The organism is Agromyces molybdatiresistens, assembly GCF_052748445.2.
Genome location: NZ_CM188258.1, coordinates 296,451 through 312,368, shown reverse-complemented (window position 1 = coordinate 312,368; position 15,918 = coordinate 296,451). Strand labels below are relative to the sequence as shown.

Genomic DNA, 15,918 nt, shown 5'->3' with positions numbered 1-15,918 from the left:
GGGGCATCCCCGGGCGCCTCGGGCCGAGGTCCGTCAGGTCCGGGGCCCTGCGCCCGTCGAGCCCGTCGGGGCCGACATGCGACCGGACGGTCCGCATGCCCTAGATTCGATCCATGGGCGGGGGCGGACAGACGACGGATGCCGCGGGCGGCGACAAGCGCGCAGCGGTGATCTTCAACCCGGTGAAGCAGGGAATCGAGCAGCTGCGCACCGCGGTCGAGGCCGTCGAGCGCGAGCACGGCTTCGGGCCGACGCTGTGGATCGAGACCACGGAGGAGGACCCCGGCACCGGCCAGGCGCGCGAGGCGCGCGAGGCCGAGGTCGACCTCGTCATCGCCGCCGGCGGCGACGGGACGGTCCGCGCGGTCGCCGAGGGGCTCGAGGGTGCGGAGACCCCCGTCGGCCTCGTCCCGCTCGGCACAGGCAACCTGTTCGCCCGCAACCTCGGCATCCCCGTCAACGACATCCCCGGAGCGGTGAGGCTCGCCTTCGGTGGGCGGGACCGCGCCGTCGACGTGCTCCGCGCCCGCGTGCGCCGACCCGACGGCACGACCGAGACGGAGGTCTCGCTCGTGATGAGCGGCATCGGGCTCGACGCGGCGATGATCTCGAACACCGATCCCGACCTGAAGAAGCGCGTCGGATGGCTCGCGTACGTCGACGCGGGGCTCCGCGCCATCCCGAACTCGAAGCCCTTCCGCATCGCGCACCGGCTGGATGACGGCCGGACGCACCGCTCCCGCGTGTCGAGCATCCTCATCGCCAACCTCGGCTACCTTCCCGGCAACATCGAGCTGATCCCGGATGCCGAGGTCGACGACGGGCGGCTCGATGTCGTCCGCCTGCAGCCCCGCAACTTCTGGGGCTGGATGCTCGTGTGGCGGAAGGTCATGTGGGAGAACCGCGTGCTCCGCAGGTCGGCGCTCGGCCGGCAGCTCATCGACCTCACGGGCGGCAACAAGCGTCGCGAGGTCGTCTACTCGAGCGGCGGCACGGTCGACATCGTGATCGACGGCGAGCCGCAGGAGTTCGAGATCGACGGCGAGGAGATGGGCGAGATCACCGCCGCGCGCTTCGCGATCGACCCGAAGGCGCTCGTGATCCGCGTCGGGTCCCGCCCGCGCGAGGCGGCGGCGGAGCCGGTCGCCGACGAGGCCCCGTCGGACGGCGCGCTCGAGGCCGAGCTGGACGAGGCCGAGCTCGAGGCGGCGGAGGAGGCTGCGGAGGAGGCGGTGGCGACCCAGCCCGTCACGGGCGAGCTGTCGACCGCCGAGATCGCCGCCGCCGACGTGGCCGACGCGCCCGCTGCCGACTCGCGCGAGGAGCCGGACGGCGCCGACCGGTAGCCGCGCCGCCGGCGGCGCCTCGTCGCGGCCCGAGCGCGCGGCATCCGTCGACCGTCCCTGCCGGCCGCGCGGGGAGCGCGGTCGAACCGCGGATCGGGCTACGGCTCCGTCGCCGGCTCGATCATGGAGCTCAGGCCTCCTCGGGTTCCCCGCTCAGGATGCCGCGCAGCCAGTCGCGCGCCTCGATGAAGATCTCGTCGTCGTACTTGGAGTGGTACTCGACCTCGCGGCGGTCGGCGCGCGGGTAGGAGCCCAGGAAGACGACCTTCGGGCTGAAGCGCCGGAGGCCGAGCAGGGAGTCGTACACGCGCTCGTCCTCGACGTGGCCGTCGAGGTCGATGACGAACCGGTAGCGGCCCATCTCGTCGCCGATCGGGCGCGACTGCAGCAACGACATGTTCACGCCGCGCGTCGAGAACTGCTCGAGCATCGCCAGCAGCGAGCCCGGTTCGTCGTCGGGCAGCTCGACGATGACGCTGGTCTTGTCGGCGCCCGTGCGTGCCGGGATCAGCCGCGACCGGCTCACGAGCACGAACCGCGTCATGGCGTTCGGGTTGTCGCCGATCGCCTCCGCGAGCACCTCGACGTCGAGGTGGTCGACGATACCGGGCGGGGCGACGGCGGCGTCGGCCAGGCCGTTCTCGAAGAGGGATGCCGCGGCCTGCACGTTGCTCGTCGCGGGAAGGTGGGCGTGGTCGGGCAGCTCGCGCTCGAGCCATCCGCGGGACTGCGCGTAGGCGACGGGATGGGCGTTGACGACCCGGACCTCGTCGAGCCGCGTGCCGGGGCGCGCGACGAGCACGAAGTTCACGGGCACGAGGTACTCGCCGATGATGCGGAGGCCCGCGACGGTCGCGAGCGCGTCCTGCGTGGCGGACACGCCGCCGTCGACAGAGTTCTCGATCGCGATCATCGCGGCGGTCGAACGGCCCTCGACGACGTCGGCGAGCGCCTCCCCCACGTTGTTGACGCTCCGCCAGTGCCGGCCCGTCGCCTCGGGCACCTGCTTCAGGGCCGCCTCGGTGAACGTGCCGGCCGGCCCGAGGTACGAGTACGTCTCGTCGGGGCGTGGCTGCGCGGCATCCGTCATGCCCCTCAGCCTACGGCGGCGGGCTCTTCCCAGGAGTGATGCGGCGGGTCGCTGCAGAGCGCGGCGTGGCGTCCCGGGAAGCGCCGCAATCGCGGCGAACACTCCTGGGGAACGTAGGGTGGCGAGGGGGTGGGGCGCATGACGACGACGGATGCCGCGGCCGCGCGGCGCGCGGTGCCGACCGACGAGGAGCGGCGCGTCGCGCTGCGGCGCATGAAGCGGATCGCGCTCGGCCTGCTGCTCGTGGCCGCAGCGGTGTTCGCGGTCGCCTTCCCGCTGCAGGACACGGTGCCGTGGATGGGGTTCGTGCGGGCGGCCGCCGAGGGCGCGATGGTCGGCGCGATCGCCGACTGGTTCGCGGTCACGGCGCTGTTCCGCCACCCGCTCGGGCTGCCGATCCCGCACACGGCGATCATCCCGCGCCGCAAGGACGAGATCGGCGCCACGCTGGGGGCCTTCGTCGAGGAGGAGTTCCTCTCCGAGGCCGTCGTGACGGGGAAGCTGCGGTCGATGGGCATCGCGAGGCGACTCGGCGAGTGGCTGCGCGAACCCGAGAACGCCGAACGTGTCACCGCCGAGGCATCCGTCGCCGGACGCGGCGTGCTCGCGCTGCTCGGCGACGACGACGTGGCCGGCGTCATCGAGCAGCTCGCCCGGCGTCACCTGCTGGAGCCCGAGTGGGGCCCGGCGATCGGACGGGTCGGCGCGCGGCTCGTCGCGGCCGACCAGCAGCGCGCGGCGGTCGACGCCGTGCTCGAGAAGCTCGAGACATGGCTGGCGGAGCACCCGGAGGCGTTCGGCACCATGGTCTCGAGCCGCTTGCCGAAGTGGGTGCCCGGCTTCGTCGGCGGGCTCGTCGACGACCGTGCCTACCGGGAGGTGCTCGCGTTCGCGCGGTCCGTGCGCGACGAGCCGCGGCATCCGCTGCGCCTCGCGATCGACCGCTGGCTCGCCGAGGTCGCGGACGACCTGCAGCACGATCCGGCCATGATCGAGCGCGTCGAGCGGCTGAAGCTCGACCTCGTCGACAGCCCGCGGCTGCGCGAGTTCGCCGGCGAGGTGTGGGATTCGGTCAAGGTCTCGCTCGTCGCCTCGCTCGAGGATCCGGCGAGCGAGCTGCGCAGGGGCGTCCGCTCGGCGCTCATGGAGATCGGGGCGCGCCTCGCGACCGACGACGAGCTCGCCGCGAAGGTCGACGTGTGGGTGACGGATGCCGCGGCCTACGTCGTCGGCAGGTATCGCCACGAGATCGCTGGGGTCATCACCGAGACCGTCGAGCGGTGGGACCCGACCGAGACGACCGAGAAGATCGAGCTCCAGGTGGGCCGCGACCTGCAGTACATCCGCATCAACGGCACGGTCGTGGGCGCCCTGGCGGGCCTCGCCATCCACTCGATCGCGACCGCCGTCGGCGCCCTCGCCTGACCTCCGAGGTCGCTCCGAGGGGGTGTCGCGCAGGCAGTGCTACCGGCAGGATGGGGACATGCACGAACGAGCAGGAACCCCGGCGACCGAATCCGACCTGATCGACGTGGAGGCCCTGCTCAGGGCCTACTACGACCTGCATCCGGATGTCTCGATCCCCGAGCAGCGCGTCGTGTTCGGCACGTCGGGCCACCGGGGATCGAGCCTCAACACGGCGTTCAACGAGGACCACATCCTCGCCATCACGCAGGCCATCGTCGAGTACCGCGCGGGCCAGGGCATCACCGGCCCCCTCTTCATCGGCGCCGACACGCACGCACTCAGCGGCCCGGCGCAGACGACGGCGCTCGACGTGCTGGTCGCCAACGGCGTGCGCGTGCTCGCCGACGAGTACGACGACTACGTGCCCACGCCCGCCCTCAGCCACGCCATCCTCAGCTGGAACAACGACCCCGCGCGTCGCGCCGAGGGCGAGGCCGACGGCATCGTCATCACGCCGAGCCACAACCCGCCGCAGGACGGCGGCTTCAAGTACAACCCGCCGCACGGCGGTCCCGCCGACTCCGATGCGACGAGCTGGATCGCGAACCGGGCGAACGAGCTCATCGCCGACGGCCTCCGGGGCGTCAACCAGGCCGAGCCGAGCGCGGTCGAGACGTACGACTTCCGCGGGAACTACGTGGAGGACCTGCAGCACATCATCGACTTCGACGCCATCCGCGAGAGCGGCATCCGGATCGGCGCCGACCCGCTCGGCGGCGCGTCGGTCGGCTACTGGGGCGCCATCCGCGACCGCTACGGCATCGACCTCACCGTCGTGAACGAGAAGGTCGACACGCGCTGGTCGTTCATGACGCTCGACTGGGACGGCAAGATCCGGATGGACCCGTCGAGCCCGAACGCGATGGCGTCGGTGCTCGCGAACCGCGAGGGATTCGACATCCTCACCGGCAACGACGCCGACGCCGACCGGCACGGCATCGTCACGCCCGACGGCGGCCTGATGAACCCGAACCACTACCTCGCGGTCGCGATCGAGTACCTGTACACGCACCGGCCCGACTGGCCGGCGGATGCCGCGATCGGCAAGACGCTCGTCTCGAGCTCGATGATCGACCGCGTCGCCGAGTCGCTCGGCCGTCGGCTCTGGGAGGTCCCGGTCGGCTTCAAGTGGTTCGTGCCCGGCCTCCTCGACGGGTCGGTCGCCTTCGGAGGCGAGGAGAGCGCGGGGGCGTCGTTCCTCCGCACGGACGGCACGGTCTGGACGACCGACAAGGACGGCATCCTCCTGTGCCTGCTGGCGTCCGAGATCCGCGCCGTCACGGGGAAGTCGCCGAGCGAGCTCTACGCCGAGCTCGTCGAGCGCTTCGGCGCTCCGGCGTACCAGCGAACGGATGCCGCGGCATCCGCTGCGCAGAAGTCGGCGCTCGGCAGGCTCGACGGCGAGGCCATCGCGGCCACCGAGCTCGCGGGCGAGCCGATCGTGGCCAAGCTCTCGGCCGCGCCCGGCAACGGCGCCGCGATCGGCGGCGTCAAGGTCGCGAGCGAGCACGCCTGGTTCGCGGCGCGCCCCAGCGGCACGGAGGACGTCTACAAGATCTACGCCGAGTCGTTCCAGGGCCCGGAGCACCTCGCCGAGGTGCAGGCCGAGGCGAAGCGGATCGTCGACGCGGCGCTCGGGGCGGCGTAGGCGGCGCCCCGCACGGCGGCGGTGCCCCGCGCGGGGCCCGGGGCGGCGGGGAGCGGACGCGGTGCACCCCTGTCAAGCGGGGGCGCGGGGGCCCGGCCGCTGCCTAGCATGTGGAGGTGACCAACCTCGTCGTGATCCCGTGGCGCCCCGCACCCTCGCGGATCCCCGCCTTCGAGCGCGTCCTCGCCTGGTATCGGGCCGAACTCCCGGAGTTCCGCGTCGAGACGATCGACAGCGACGACGACGTCTTCGTGCTCGCGCGCACCCGCAACCTCGCGGTCGCGCGGCTCGCCGACCCCGGTGATGTCGTCGTGATCAACGACGCCGACACGCTGCCCGAGGCCGGCCCCATGCGGGACGCGATCGCCGCCGCGCCGCGCAGCGGGCGCGTGCACCTGCCGTACACCACGTACCGCTGGCTGGGTCCGGAGGGCACCGCCGAGCTCGAGGCCGGCTCTGCGGCGGCCGACTGCTCGCACGTGCTCGTCCACGGCGCCTGCTCCGGCGTGTACGTGACCACGGGCCGGACCTGGGCGGCGCACGGAGGGCAGGACGAGCGGTTCCGCGGCTGGGGATTCGAGGACTCGGCCTGGCGGTTGGCGCACGAGGCCATCCTCGGCGTTCCGCCGCAGCGGCACGAGGGAACGGTCTACGCGCTCTCGCACGTGCCGGAGACCCGCGCCGGCGATCAGTACGATCGCAACGCCGCGCTCATGGAGCGCTACCGCGAGGCCGCGGGAGACCTCGACGAGATGGCGGCACTCGTCGCGGAGGGCGTGGCCGTCAGGGCCTCGAACGCGACCTCGGGCCCGGGCCTCGCGGCCTGACGGGCCGCCGCGGCATCCAATCGCCCGCGCGCCTCGGCGGGCAGGTCGAGCACCAGGCGGATGGCCCCGGCGAGGTCCGCGGCACTCGCGGCGTTCGGATCGAGCGCCGTGCCGAACCCGCTCCGCTCGATCGCGGCCGCACCCGCGAACTGGTCGGTCGAGAACGGCAGCACGACGAGCGGCACGCCCGACCCGATGGCCTCCGTGACGGAGTTGTTGCCGCCGTGGGTGACCGCCGCGGCCGCGCGCCCGAGCAGCCGGACCTGCGGCAGGTACCCGCGGACGAGCCAGTCCCCGGGCACGTCGCCGAGCTCGGCGGCGTCGGTCGACCCGGTCGCCACCGCGGCCCGCAGGCCGGTCTCGCGGAGCGCGCGGACGACGCGGGCGAGCACGTCGCCGCGCACGGAGAGGAAGCTGCCGAAGCTCACGTAGACGAACGGCTCGTCGGTCGCGAGCCACGCCGCCACCTCGGCGTCCGCAGGCTCCGCCCTGCGGGTCGACCCGAGGTACCGGTGCGGTGGCATCCGCCGCCGCCTGCCCGGATCGACCAGCTCTCCGGGGTAGTTGTAGAGCACGAGCGGGCCGTGCGCCGCGAACGCGTCGTCGATCGGACGGTGACCCGGATCGAGTTCGCTCGCGGCGCCGTTCCAGGCGTCGGTGAATCGCTCGGCGACCACGCGACAGGTCCGCTCCAGCTCCCGCAGCCCGCTGGCATCCGGCGCGAAGGCGGACGGCCACGCCGGCGGCACCCCGTAGAGCTCCCGGCCGACGGGAAGCGCACTCGGATGGCCGAGGACGACATCGCCGTGCGGAACGCCCGCGGCCTGGAGGCCCAGCCGGGCGCTGAACGCGAGATGGTCGACGATGACGTGCTCGGGCGCGACCTCCTCCACGATGCGGCACGTCTCCCGTGCGCGTCCGACCGGATCCCACATCAGGTCGGTGAGGCGTTCCGCGGCCTGGTACTGCAGCGTGGCGAGCGCACCCTCGGCGGTGGCGCGGAAGAAGCCGCGCAGCGAGGCGCCCTCGTCGGGCGGCTGCTCGCCCGCGGCGATCACGCCGGGATTCGAGCCGCGGCCGAGCCGGAGATCGCGACGCTCGAAGCCGAAGGACTCGACGATGCCGGCCGTGGCCGGACCGGTGGCCACGACGACCCGCTCGCCGCGCTCGCGCCACGCGGTGGCCAGGGTGGCCAGCGGAAGGAGGTGGGACGCGTAGTCGGGACTGACCACCAGGAGCGTCATCCGAGGCTCCCCGCCGACGCCAGCAGGTCCGCCTCGTCGACGACGACGCCGCGGTAGACCTCACCGAGCGTCCCCGCCATGCGCTCGACCGTGAACCGCGATCGGACCATCTCGCGTGCTCGCTCCGCCCTTCCGTCGACGCCGTCGTCGACGTCCGGCCGCCCCGCCGCATCCAGTGCGCCGTCGAGCGCGGCTCCGAGCCGGGCCGGGTCCCACGTCGCCGTGAGGACCCCGGTCTCGCCGTCGTCGACGTAGGTCGCCGGCCCGCCGGACTCGGGCGCCACGACGAACAGTCCTGCGGCCAACGCCTCGAGCAGGGCGATGCCGAACTCCTCCTTGAGGCTGGCGCAGACGTAGAGGCCGTCGGGCGCGACGAGCCCCGGCACGCCGATCCGCGCCGCGGCGAGCCATCGGGCGACGACCTCGTTCGGGCGGTGGCCCGGCAGCATCAGCCCACGGCGCGCCCGATCGCCGACCGGCACCGCCGCGTCGATGCGACCGAGCTGCTCGCGCTCGTCGGCCGAGGGCGCGTCGAGGTCGCCGCCGACGACGAGCAGGTTCGCCCGTGATGCCAGCGGGCCGTTCGCCCACGTCTCCACGAGCGTCGCCATGCCCTTCACCCGGTGGAGGCGTCCCACGCTCAGGATCAGCGGAAGTCCGTGCCGTTCGGGCGCGAGCGCGCCGACGAGTCGCCGGAGCTCCTCGATCGCCGGTCCGGCGGTCGCGCCGCGCCGGTGCGCCTCCGCCTCGCGGACCGCGCGATCGATCGCATCGACGTCGACCCCCTCGGGCACGATCGTCCGGCTCGCCGGATGCGCCGCGAGGTCGACGCCGACGAGGCGGCGCAGGTCCTCCTCGAGACGCGGGCGCGGGAACAGCACGGCGTGGGCCGCGTTCGCCGCGAGCCGCTGGACCAGACGCGCCCGGAACCAGAAGTGCTCCGCGTGGTCCACCCCTCCGAACCCGGTGCGCGGCAGGCGACCGGAGCGGTCGAGCGATTCGATGACCCCGTGGGGATCCGGGGCGAGCGAGAAGACGAACGGCGTGCCGAGTTCGCGCGCCACGTCGACCGCGGCGAGGCTCCCGACATCCGCCATCCTCAGGTGGATCACGTCGACGCCGCCGGCGGCGCGCAGGATCCGCCGGATGCCGCGGCGCGTCGCGACCCGCAGCGGCCACGCGTCGGCGGCCGGCACCGGATCGTGCAGGAGCGGGATGCGGCCGTACTCGTGCCCGCGTCCGTCGGAACCCTCCGCCGCGGCCAGGTCGTCGAGCGCCTGGGCCGTGGAGCCCCGCGACAGGGTGATGACGCGGTCGACGCCCGTCGCGGGGTCGCGGACCAGCGCGTCGCCGAGGCGCACGAGCAGCGTGGCGATGCCGCCGTTGTCGCCGGCTCCCGCCGAGCGGAGCTCCGGATCGATGTCGGCGTGGAGGAAGAGCTGGGCCGCCGTCACGCCGGGCGCCGTGCGTCGGCGCGGCGGGCCGGAGCGTTCGACGTCGGCGAGGGCGAGGCGGGCGATGTCGGCGAGTCGCGCGTCGCGGCGCGCGATCGCGTCGAGCGCCGCGACGACGCCCGTCGCCCCCGGGCGCTGGCCGAGCGCGGAGACGGCGGCGGCGCGCGCACCCGACTCCTCCGATCGGTCGGTCGCGACGCGCAGGAGCGGCGCCGTCGCGAGCGGGTCCCGGACGAGGCCCAGCGTCTCGACCAGCCGAGCGCGCGCCGCGGGATCGTCGATGCCGAGGAGCGCGCCCTCGATCCCGGTCACGAGCGGCGCCGGCGCGAAGCCCGACCACTGCTCGAGCGTGCGCTGGGCGAGCATGCCGGCGAACCCGCCCGAGCCGACCATTCCGAGGAGGGCGCCGAACGCCTCGTACCTCGGCAGCCCGGACCCCAGCGCCCATGCAGCGTGCTCCCGGAGGAACGGCCGCTCGTCGGCGAGCAGTCTGGCGAGCACGCGGGCGGCCTCGCGGTCGAGCATCCCGGCGAGCGCGTGCGTCGCTGCGATCGCGGCGAGTTCGTCGTCGCCCCGCAGCACCCGGTCGAGCATCCGGATGGTGCGGGCGCCCGGATCCCGACCGGATTCGAACGCCAGGTCGTCGGCGGCGTGCATCCCCTCGATGATCGTCGGCGCATCGAGCACGGCGTCGAGTGCGGTCCGGACTCCCATGTCGCTCCCCCTGTCCGCCGCGGCCGTCCGGGTCGAGATGGATCCGGGCGGCGCATGCGATCTGGATGATACTTCGGCACAATGGACGTTCCTGTCACCCGGTTGACAGTTCGCTGGGAAGAAGGGGCGGGGCATGCGGGTCGTGGTGATCGGCGACGTCGGAGTGCGGGACGGCATGATGCACATCGGCGACGAGGCCATGTTCGAGGCGATGGTCGGCGAGCTCCGCGGTCGGGGGGTCGAGGAGATCATCGCGATCTCGGCGTCCCCGGCCGACACCGCGGAACGGTACGGGGTGGAGGCGATCCACGGCGTCGGGTTCTCCGGGTCGCGAGACGACATGCGGCACCGCCTGGAAGCGGTCCGGGCGGTCGCAGGCGGCGCTGCTCTCGGGCTGGCGCCCGACGACCCCGCGCACCTCGTCGTGGCGTCGGTGGCGACGTCGGACGGCGTGGTCGTCGCGGGCGGGGGCAACCTCGCGTCGAACTGGCCGTCGCACGTGTTCGAACGCGCCGCCCTCGGCGCGGTGGCCGAACGGCTCGGGCGCCCCCTCGCCGTCTCCGGTCAGACGATCGGTCCTCGGCTCGACGGCGGCGACCGAGCGCTCGTGGCCGGGATCCTGGGTTCGGCGCGGCTCGTCGGCGTCCGCGAGCACGCATCGCTGCGGCTCGCCGCCGAGCTCGGCGCTCCGCCGGAGCGGCTCGCCGCCGATCGCGACGACGCGAGCTTCCTCGGTTGGCGCGACGAGCCGGGCGGGCGGGACTCCGACCCGTACCTGCTCGTGAGCCTGTCGCTCCACCTCGGCGGGCTGGCGCGCGACGAGACCGTCCGCGGGCTCGCGGTCGCACTCGACGGGCTTGCGGAACGGATCGGAGCGCCCGTGGTGTTCCACCCGCACTTCGGGTCGCTCGATCCCGCGGTCGACGCCGGCGATGAGCTGCTGCACGCCGAGGTGAGCGCGGCCATGCGCAGCCCGTCCACGGCGCTGCAGGTCGGCGATCCGCGGTCCGCGGCTCGCCTCGCGCGGGGTGCCGCGATGCTCGTCACGAGCCGGTACCACCCGGCCGTGTTCGCCGCTCCCGCCGGGGTTCCCGTCGCGGCGCTCACGACCGACGACTACACCGAGGTGAAGCTGCGGGGCGTCACCGGCTGGTGGGGCCAGTCCGGAGTGGCGCCGCTGGGCGACGTCGCATCCCGGACCGGGGCCGACGTGCTGACCGCGGCCTGGCGCGCCCGATCGGAGGCCCGGGCCGCCGCCGACGACCTGCGCGAGGCGGCGCTCGCCGCGTCCGCGCGGCGGTTCGACCGCCTGGTCGACGCGATCTCCTGACGGCACCGGTCGAGGGCGCCGAGGCGGCCCGTCGGGCCGCGGCCGAGCAGCGCAGCCCAGCCCAGCCCAGCCCAGCCCAGCTCAGCTCAGCGAGAAGTACGCCACCGAGCCGCCGCCCGTCGCGAGCGCGACGTCGACGTCCCAGTAGTCGGCGTCCTTGGTGTGCCCGCCGACCCAGACCTTCGTCCCGGAGGACGTGTGCTCGACGCGCGTGACGACGGCCGTGTGGTCGCGGTCGCCGGAGCCGTCCCAGTCGAACTGGGCGATGTCGCCGACCTTGACCTCGCCGCGCTGCGCGTCGGTGAGCTCGGTCGCGACGTCGGTGCGCGTGCGCAGGTAGTCGCGGAGCGCGGTCGAGCTCGACCAGGCGCTGGTCATCTGCCCGGTGCCGCGGTCGTAGTTCCAGGCGGCGTCCATCTTCCAGCCGCGCGCGATGAGCGACTGGCTCGCGAAGTTGGCGCAGTCGACGCCGCTCAGCACGGCGTACTGGGCGGTGTTGTAGTTCGACCAGTGCGCGAGCACGTATTCGACCTGGGCATCGATGCGGGCGTCGTCGGTGTAGGTGATCGAGAGCGGCGCGCGGTCGACCTCGTCGGCCTCGAACGGGGCGGATGCCTCGACGACGCCCTGGAGCGACGTGGTGATCGAGGCGGGGGCGGATGCCACGGGCACCTCGACGTCGATCGCCGACCCGTCGGCGTCGGCGAGGACCACGTCGGCGTCGCCGCGCACGGAATCGTCGACGGCCGGGATGGCGAAGGTGATCGTCATGGCGTCCGACTCGATGATCTCGGCCGGGCTGCCCGCGACGGTGACCTCGGCGACCTCGTCGAGGTTGCGGCCCTCGACGGTCACCCGGGTCCCGCCGGTGAAGGGCGCCTCGCTCGCGGAGAGCTCGGTCGTCACGACCGGGCGGTCGTCATCGTCGGCGGGCGGGATCACCACGTCGTCGGCAGCGGATGCGTCGAGCTCGTCGATCGCGGCGTCCCCGGGCGAGGCGTCCGCGATCGCACGCTCCCCCGCGCCGTTCACGAGCGCGCCGCCGACGACGGCGCCGCCGAGGAGGAACACGGCGCACGCGACGAGGAGCGAACGTCGGGGCTCGCTCGAGGGCCGACGGTTGCCGCGACGGTCGGCGCGGTGCCGCGGGAAGCGGTGCCCCTCGCCGAGCGGGCGGACGCGGCCGGTGCGGGCGTCGACGTCCGTCGTGCTCCCACCCGGGGTGGTCGGCTCGGCCGGAACGGGCGCGGTCGAGTCGACGGACGTCCCGGCGGGGACGCCGGCCGCGGGACCGTCCTCGGCACCGTCCTCGGCGGGGGAACCGAGGGCGGGCATGTCCCGGGCGGGGGAACCCGGGACCGGGCCGTCCTCGGCGGGGGAACCGAGGGCGGGCATGTCGGCGACCGGGGTGTTCGGCTCGGCCGGATCGGGCACGGTCGAGTCGGAGGAGGTCGCCGGGGTGAACGTCGACCGGGCGGCGCCGGGCCGCGTGCCGTCGACCTGCTCCGCGCCGGGCGTCGCCGCCGCGGGCGTCACGGCATCGGCACGGGCCTCGGCGTGCGCCGCGGCGCGACGTTCGTCGGCCTCGGCGCGAGCGGAGGGCTGCGTCAGGTCGAAGTCGCGCGCGGCATCCGGGTCGGGTGCGCGGTAGGTGGATCGACGGTGGGCAGGCAGGAGGAAGTTCTTGGGCACGAGGGGTGGGGGTGTTCCGTGTCGGCGTTTCGGGGGACAGCCCAGCCCATCATGCGTTCTTGTGAGGATCCCTCGCGCGCACTGGGAGGAGCGTGAGAGCGCGCTCACGGCCGAATGGCGCGTGAGGTGCCGTGGACTATGCGGTCCGGCTGCGGCGCGCCCGACGCGCCATCGCGACCCCGGCGAGCACGAGCGGGACGAGGACCACGATCGCGACGAGGTTCACGCCCGCGAACCCGGCCAGTCCGAGCACGAGGCCGGAGAGGGCCGCGGATGCGGCCGCCGCGACGTTCATCGCGGCGTCCGTCGCCCCCTGGAGCGCGACGCGCGACGCCGGATCGACCGTCGTCGTCAACAGCGTCGAGCCGCCGATCAGCGCCGCCGACCAGCCGAGCCCCAGGAGTCCGAGCGCGACCGGGATGAGCACCATCGAGTCGCCCGGGGCGAAGATGCCGATGAGGGTGGCGACGAGCAGGATGGCGCCGCCGAGCGCGATCACGCGCGGGGCCCCGACACGGTCGACGAGCCAGCCCATGAGGGGGCTCGCGGCGTACATCCCGAGGATGTGGATGCTGATGACGACCCCGACCATCGCGATGGGGACGCCGTGCCCGGTCATGTGCACCGGCGTCATGACCATCACGCCGACCATGACGGTGTGCGCGCACACGATCGCGAGGATCGCCAGGCGACCGCGCGCGTCGCGGAAGGCCGCACGGAACGCGGTCCACGACCCGACACGCTCACTCGAGCCCTCGCCGGCGGCGTCGCCTGCCAGCCGACCGGCCCGTGGCAGCCGCAGCACGGCGCCGGCGATGAGGGTCGCGACGGCGAACACCGCGCCGGAGAGCACGAACGGTCCGACGAGCGCCGGCAGTCCGGCCGCCCTGCCGAGTTCGTCGCCGGTCGAGGAGAGCAGCGGTCCGGCGACCGACCCGATCGTCGTCGCCCAGAGCACGAGCGACATCGACCGCGCCTCGAACCCCGGCGAGGCGACCTCGGTCGCGGCGAACCGCGCCTGGAGCCCCGCGGCCGTACCCGCGCCGAACGCGGCGAGCCCGAGGAAGACGACGGGGACCAGCCCCGTCGACGCCGCGACGACGATGAGGACCGCGCCGACCGCCGACGACGCGTACCCCGTCGCGAGCGCCACGTGCCGGCCGGAGTGCACCGCGAGGCGGGCGAGCGGGATCGCCGCCATCGCGGCGCCGAGCACGCTCGCCGACTGCGAGAGGCCGCCGAGTGCGGTCACGCCCGTCAGGTCGGCGACGAGGATGGCCGCGAGCGCCATGCCGGTCGCGACGCCGATGCCGGCCAGCAGCTGGTTGACGATCAGCAGGCCGAGCTGCAGGCCCGCGCGGCCGCGCGCGGGCTCGCGCCGCGGCATCCGATCGGTCGCGCCGGGCGCGGCCTCGCTCGACCGGGCCGCACCCGAGGACCGCCCGTCGGAGACCGCCGGGCGGGAGACCGCGCTGCCGGATGGGGCCGGACCGGACCTGCCGGGGCCCGAGGCATCCGCTGCCGGGTCAGGCATAGTCCGGCGCCGCCGGGAGGCCGAAGAACTCCTCGAGCGTGGTCACGCCCTGCTCGCGCATCTCGTGCGAGAGGTCGGTGCCGATGTAGCGGAAGTGCCACGGCTCGAACTGGTAGCCGGTGACCGCGACCTTGTCGGCCGGGTAGCGCAGCAGGAACCCGAACCGGTATGCGTTGTCGCGGAGCCACTGGCCCTCTGGGGTGTCGGCGAAGCAGACCGCGAGCGCGCAGTTCCCGGAGGCCGGGCCGATGTCCATCGTCAGGCCGGTCTGGTGCTCGCTGAACCCCGGGCGCGCGGTCAGCTCGTCGTCGTTGTCGTACACGCGCTCCTGCGCCTCGTAGGAGCGGTAGGCGCTGTTCGAGGCGAGCGAGAGCCCCGCCTCGTCGGACGCGGCCCGGAACATCTTCACGACCGCGTCGGCCGCCTCGGCCCGCATGAGCGGCTCCCACGTGTGCGCGACGGGGACGACCACGAGGTCGGCGGGCTCGAAGTCGGCCGGGTTCAGCGGGCGGAGCTTGTCGACGACGACCCAGATGCTGTTCGGGTCGTCGATCGAATGGGCGGCCTTGTCGAACGTGTCGACCGGCGTGGGGGTCGACGTGGCCGTCGGCGCGGGGCGGGGGGTCGCCGTCGGCGTCTGCGACGGCGTCGCCGTCGGGTTCGCCGATCCGGAGGACGGCGTGAGCGCGACGATCGCCCAGACGACCGCTGCGGCGACGAGGACCATGCCGATGACGGCGGCGATCATGCGGTTGCGACGGACGCGCGGCGACGCGCTCGAGCCGAGGGTCATCAGTCGGCGAGGCTCCAGTAGTACACCTCTGCGCCCGGGTGCTCGACGGTGATCGCGACGTCGACGTCGCGGTAGTCGCTGTCCTTCGTGTGGCCGGCGAAGGCGATCCGCACCTCGCCGTCGTCGCCGCGCTCGATGCGCGTCACGATCCCGGTGTGGTCGCGGTCGCCCGAACGATCCCAGTCGAACTGCACGACGTCGCCGAGCTGCACCCGGTCGCGGTCGGCGTCGTCGAGCGGTGTCGCGAGCTCGGGGTGCGCGGCGAGCCACTCGTGCATCGCGGTCGAGCTGCGCCACGACGCGCTCGACGAGTAGGGGTCGCCGCCGTGGTACCACTCGTCGGTCTGCGACCATCCGCGAGCGACCAGGGCCTGGCTGGTGAAGTTGACGCAGTCGTTGCCCTCGAGCACACCCCACTCCTCGACGTTGTAGTCGGACCAGTACTCGAGAGCGTAGTCGAGTTGGGCGAGCACGTCCGGGTCGCTCGTGGTGTCGGCGACGAGCTCGGCCTCGGAGCCCGCGTCGGCGACGTCCGAATCGCCGTCGTCGCCGGGCGCGTCGGTCGCATCCGTCTCGGGCGGGCCGCTCCGAGTCGGCGAAGCGGAGTCGGAGGAGGCAACCTGCGGAGGCACGGGCGGGATGCCGGCGCAGCCGGCCAGGCACGTCGCGCCGAGGAACGCCACGCCGGCGAGGCTGGCGAAGGCGCGGCGGCGGGTGGCGAGTCGGCGAGGCACTCCGCCACGGTAGCCGCGGCGGCTCGGAGGATGCCGGGAGCAGCC

The 15,918-nt window shown here is 74.0% G+C and carries 12 protein-coding genes; 5 read left to right on the top strand and 7 right to left on the bottom strand.

Translation table 11 applies throughout. The features are described from left to right. The first annotated feature begins 113 nt into the window (after window positions 1–113). Window positions 114–1,346: a diacylglycerol/lipid kinase family protein gene (locus ACULK2_RS01475; RefSeq protein WP_445969801.1), complete on the top strand. Its 1,233-nt coding sequence runs from the start codon at window positions 114–116 to the stop codon at window positions 1,344–1,346. 130 nt (window positions 1,347–1,476) lie between these two features. Here ACULK2_RS01475 and pheA read toward each other — a convergent pair whose 3' ends face one another. After that, on the bottom strand, window positions 1,477–2,436 hold the full coding sequence (pheA, locus tag ACULK2_RS01470) for a prephenate dehydratase (protein ID WP_445969800.1): 960 nt from the start codon (window positions 2,434–2,436) through the stop codon (window positions 1,477–1,479). Between the two features lie 138 nt (window positions 2,437–2,574). Between pheA and ACULK2_RS01465 the strand changes: the two genes are divergently transcribed. From ACULK2_RS01465 to ACULK2_RS01455, 3 genes are all read left to right on the top strand, one after another. Continuing rightward, on the top strand, window positions 2,575–3,861 hold the full coding sequence (locus ACULK2_RS01465) for a DUF445 domain-containing protein (protein ID WP_445969799.1): 1,287 nt from the start codon (window positions 2,575–2,577) through the stop codon (window positions 3,859–3,861). Between the two features lie 58 nt (window positions 3,862–3,919). Further along, window positions 3,920–5,551: a phosphoglucomutase (alpha-D-glucose-1,6-bisphosphate-dependent) gene (gene pgm, locus ACULK2_RS01460; protein ID WP_445969798.1), complete on the top strand. Its 1,632-nt coding sequence runs from the start codon at window positions 3,920–3,922 to the stop codon at window positions 5,549–5,551. A 116-nt stretch (window positions 5,552–5,667) separates the two neighbouring features. Then, on the top strand, window positions 5,668–6,378 hold the full coding sequence (locus tag ACULK2_RS01455; RefSeq protein WP_445969797.1) for a hypothetical protein: 711 nt from the start codon (window positions 5,668–5,670) through the stop codon (window positions 6,376–6,378). On the opposite strand, the gene ACULK2_RS01450 is transcribed toward ACULK2_RS01455, so the two are convergent. Further along, a complete protein-coding gene (locus ACULK2_RS01450) occupies window positions 6,273–7,622 on the bottom strand; it encodes a nucleotide disphospho-sugar-binding domain-containing protein (protein ID WP_445969796.1) in 1,350 nt (449 codons plus the stop codon). The two genes, ACULK2_RS01455 and ACULK2_RS01450, sit on opposite strands and share 106 nt — an antisense overlap. Next, complete coding sequence (locus tag ACULK2_RS01445) at window positions 7,619–9,790, bottom strand: glycosyltransferase (protein ID WP_445969795.1); 2,172 nt, start codon at window positions 9,788–9,790, stop codon at window positions 7,619–7,621. The genes ACULK2_RS01450 and ACULK2_RS01445 overlap by 4 nt, the downstream gene beginning before the upstream one ends. 133 nt (window positions 9,791–9,923) lie before the next feature. Between ACULK2_RS01445 and ACULK2_RS01440 the strand changes: the two genes are divergently transcribed. After that, the gene (locus tag ACULK2_RS01440) at window positions 9,924–11,120 is read left to right on the top strand and encodes a polysaccharide pyruvyl transferase family protein (RefSeq protein WP_445969794.1); all 1,197 of its coding nucleotides are present in this window, start codon (window positions 9,924–9,926) and stop codon (window positions 11,118–11,120) included. 81 nt (window positions 11,121–11,201) lie between these two features. Here the strand turns inward: ACULK2_RS01440 and ACULK2_RS01435 are convergent, their stop codons facing one another. The 4 genes from ACULK2_RS01435 to ACULK2_RS01420 form a co-directional block, all read right to left on the bottom strand. Then, entirely contained in the window at window positions 11,202–12,812 is a 1,611-nt protein-coding gene (locus ACULK2_RS01435; RefSeq protein WP_445969793.1) for an amidase domain-containing protein, read from the bottom strand. Window positions 12,813–12,948: 136 nt separating this feature from the next. Beyond that, on the bottom strand, window positions 12,949–14,346 hold the full coding sequence (locus tag ACULK2_RS01430; RefSeq protein ID WP_445969792.1) for an MFS transporter: 1,398 nt from the start codon (window positions 14,344–14,346) through the stop codon (window positions 12,949–12,951). Continuing rightward, the gene (locus ACULK2_RS01425; RefSeq protein WP_445969791.1) at window positions 14,339–15,139 is read right to left on the bottom strand and encodes a M15 family metallopeptidase; all 801 of its coding nucleotides are present in this window, start codon (window positions 15,137–15,139) and stop codon (window positions 14,339–14,341) included. The genes ACULK2_RS01430 and ACULK2_RS01425 overlap by 8 nt, the downstream gene beginning before the upstream one ends. Next, entirely contained in the window at window positions 15,139–15,873 is a 735-nt protein-coding gene (locus tag ACULK2_RS01420; protein ID WP_445969790.1) for an amidase domain-containing protein, read from the bottom strand. The genes ACULK2_RS01425 and ACULK2_RS01420 overlap by 1 nt, the downstream gene beginning before the upstream one ends. Window positions 15,874–15,918 lie beyond the last annotated feature (45 nt).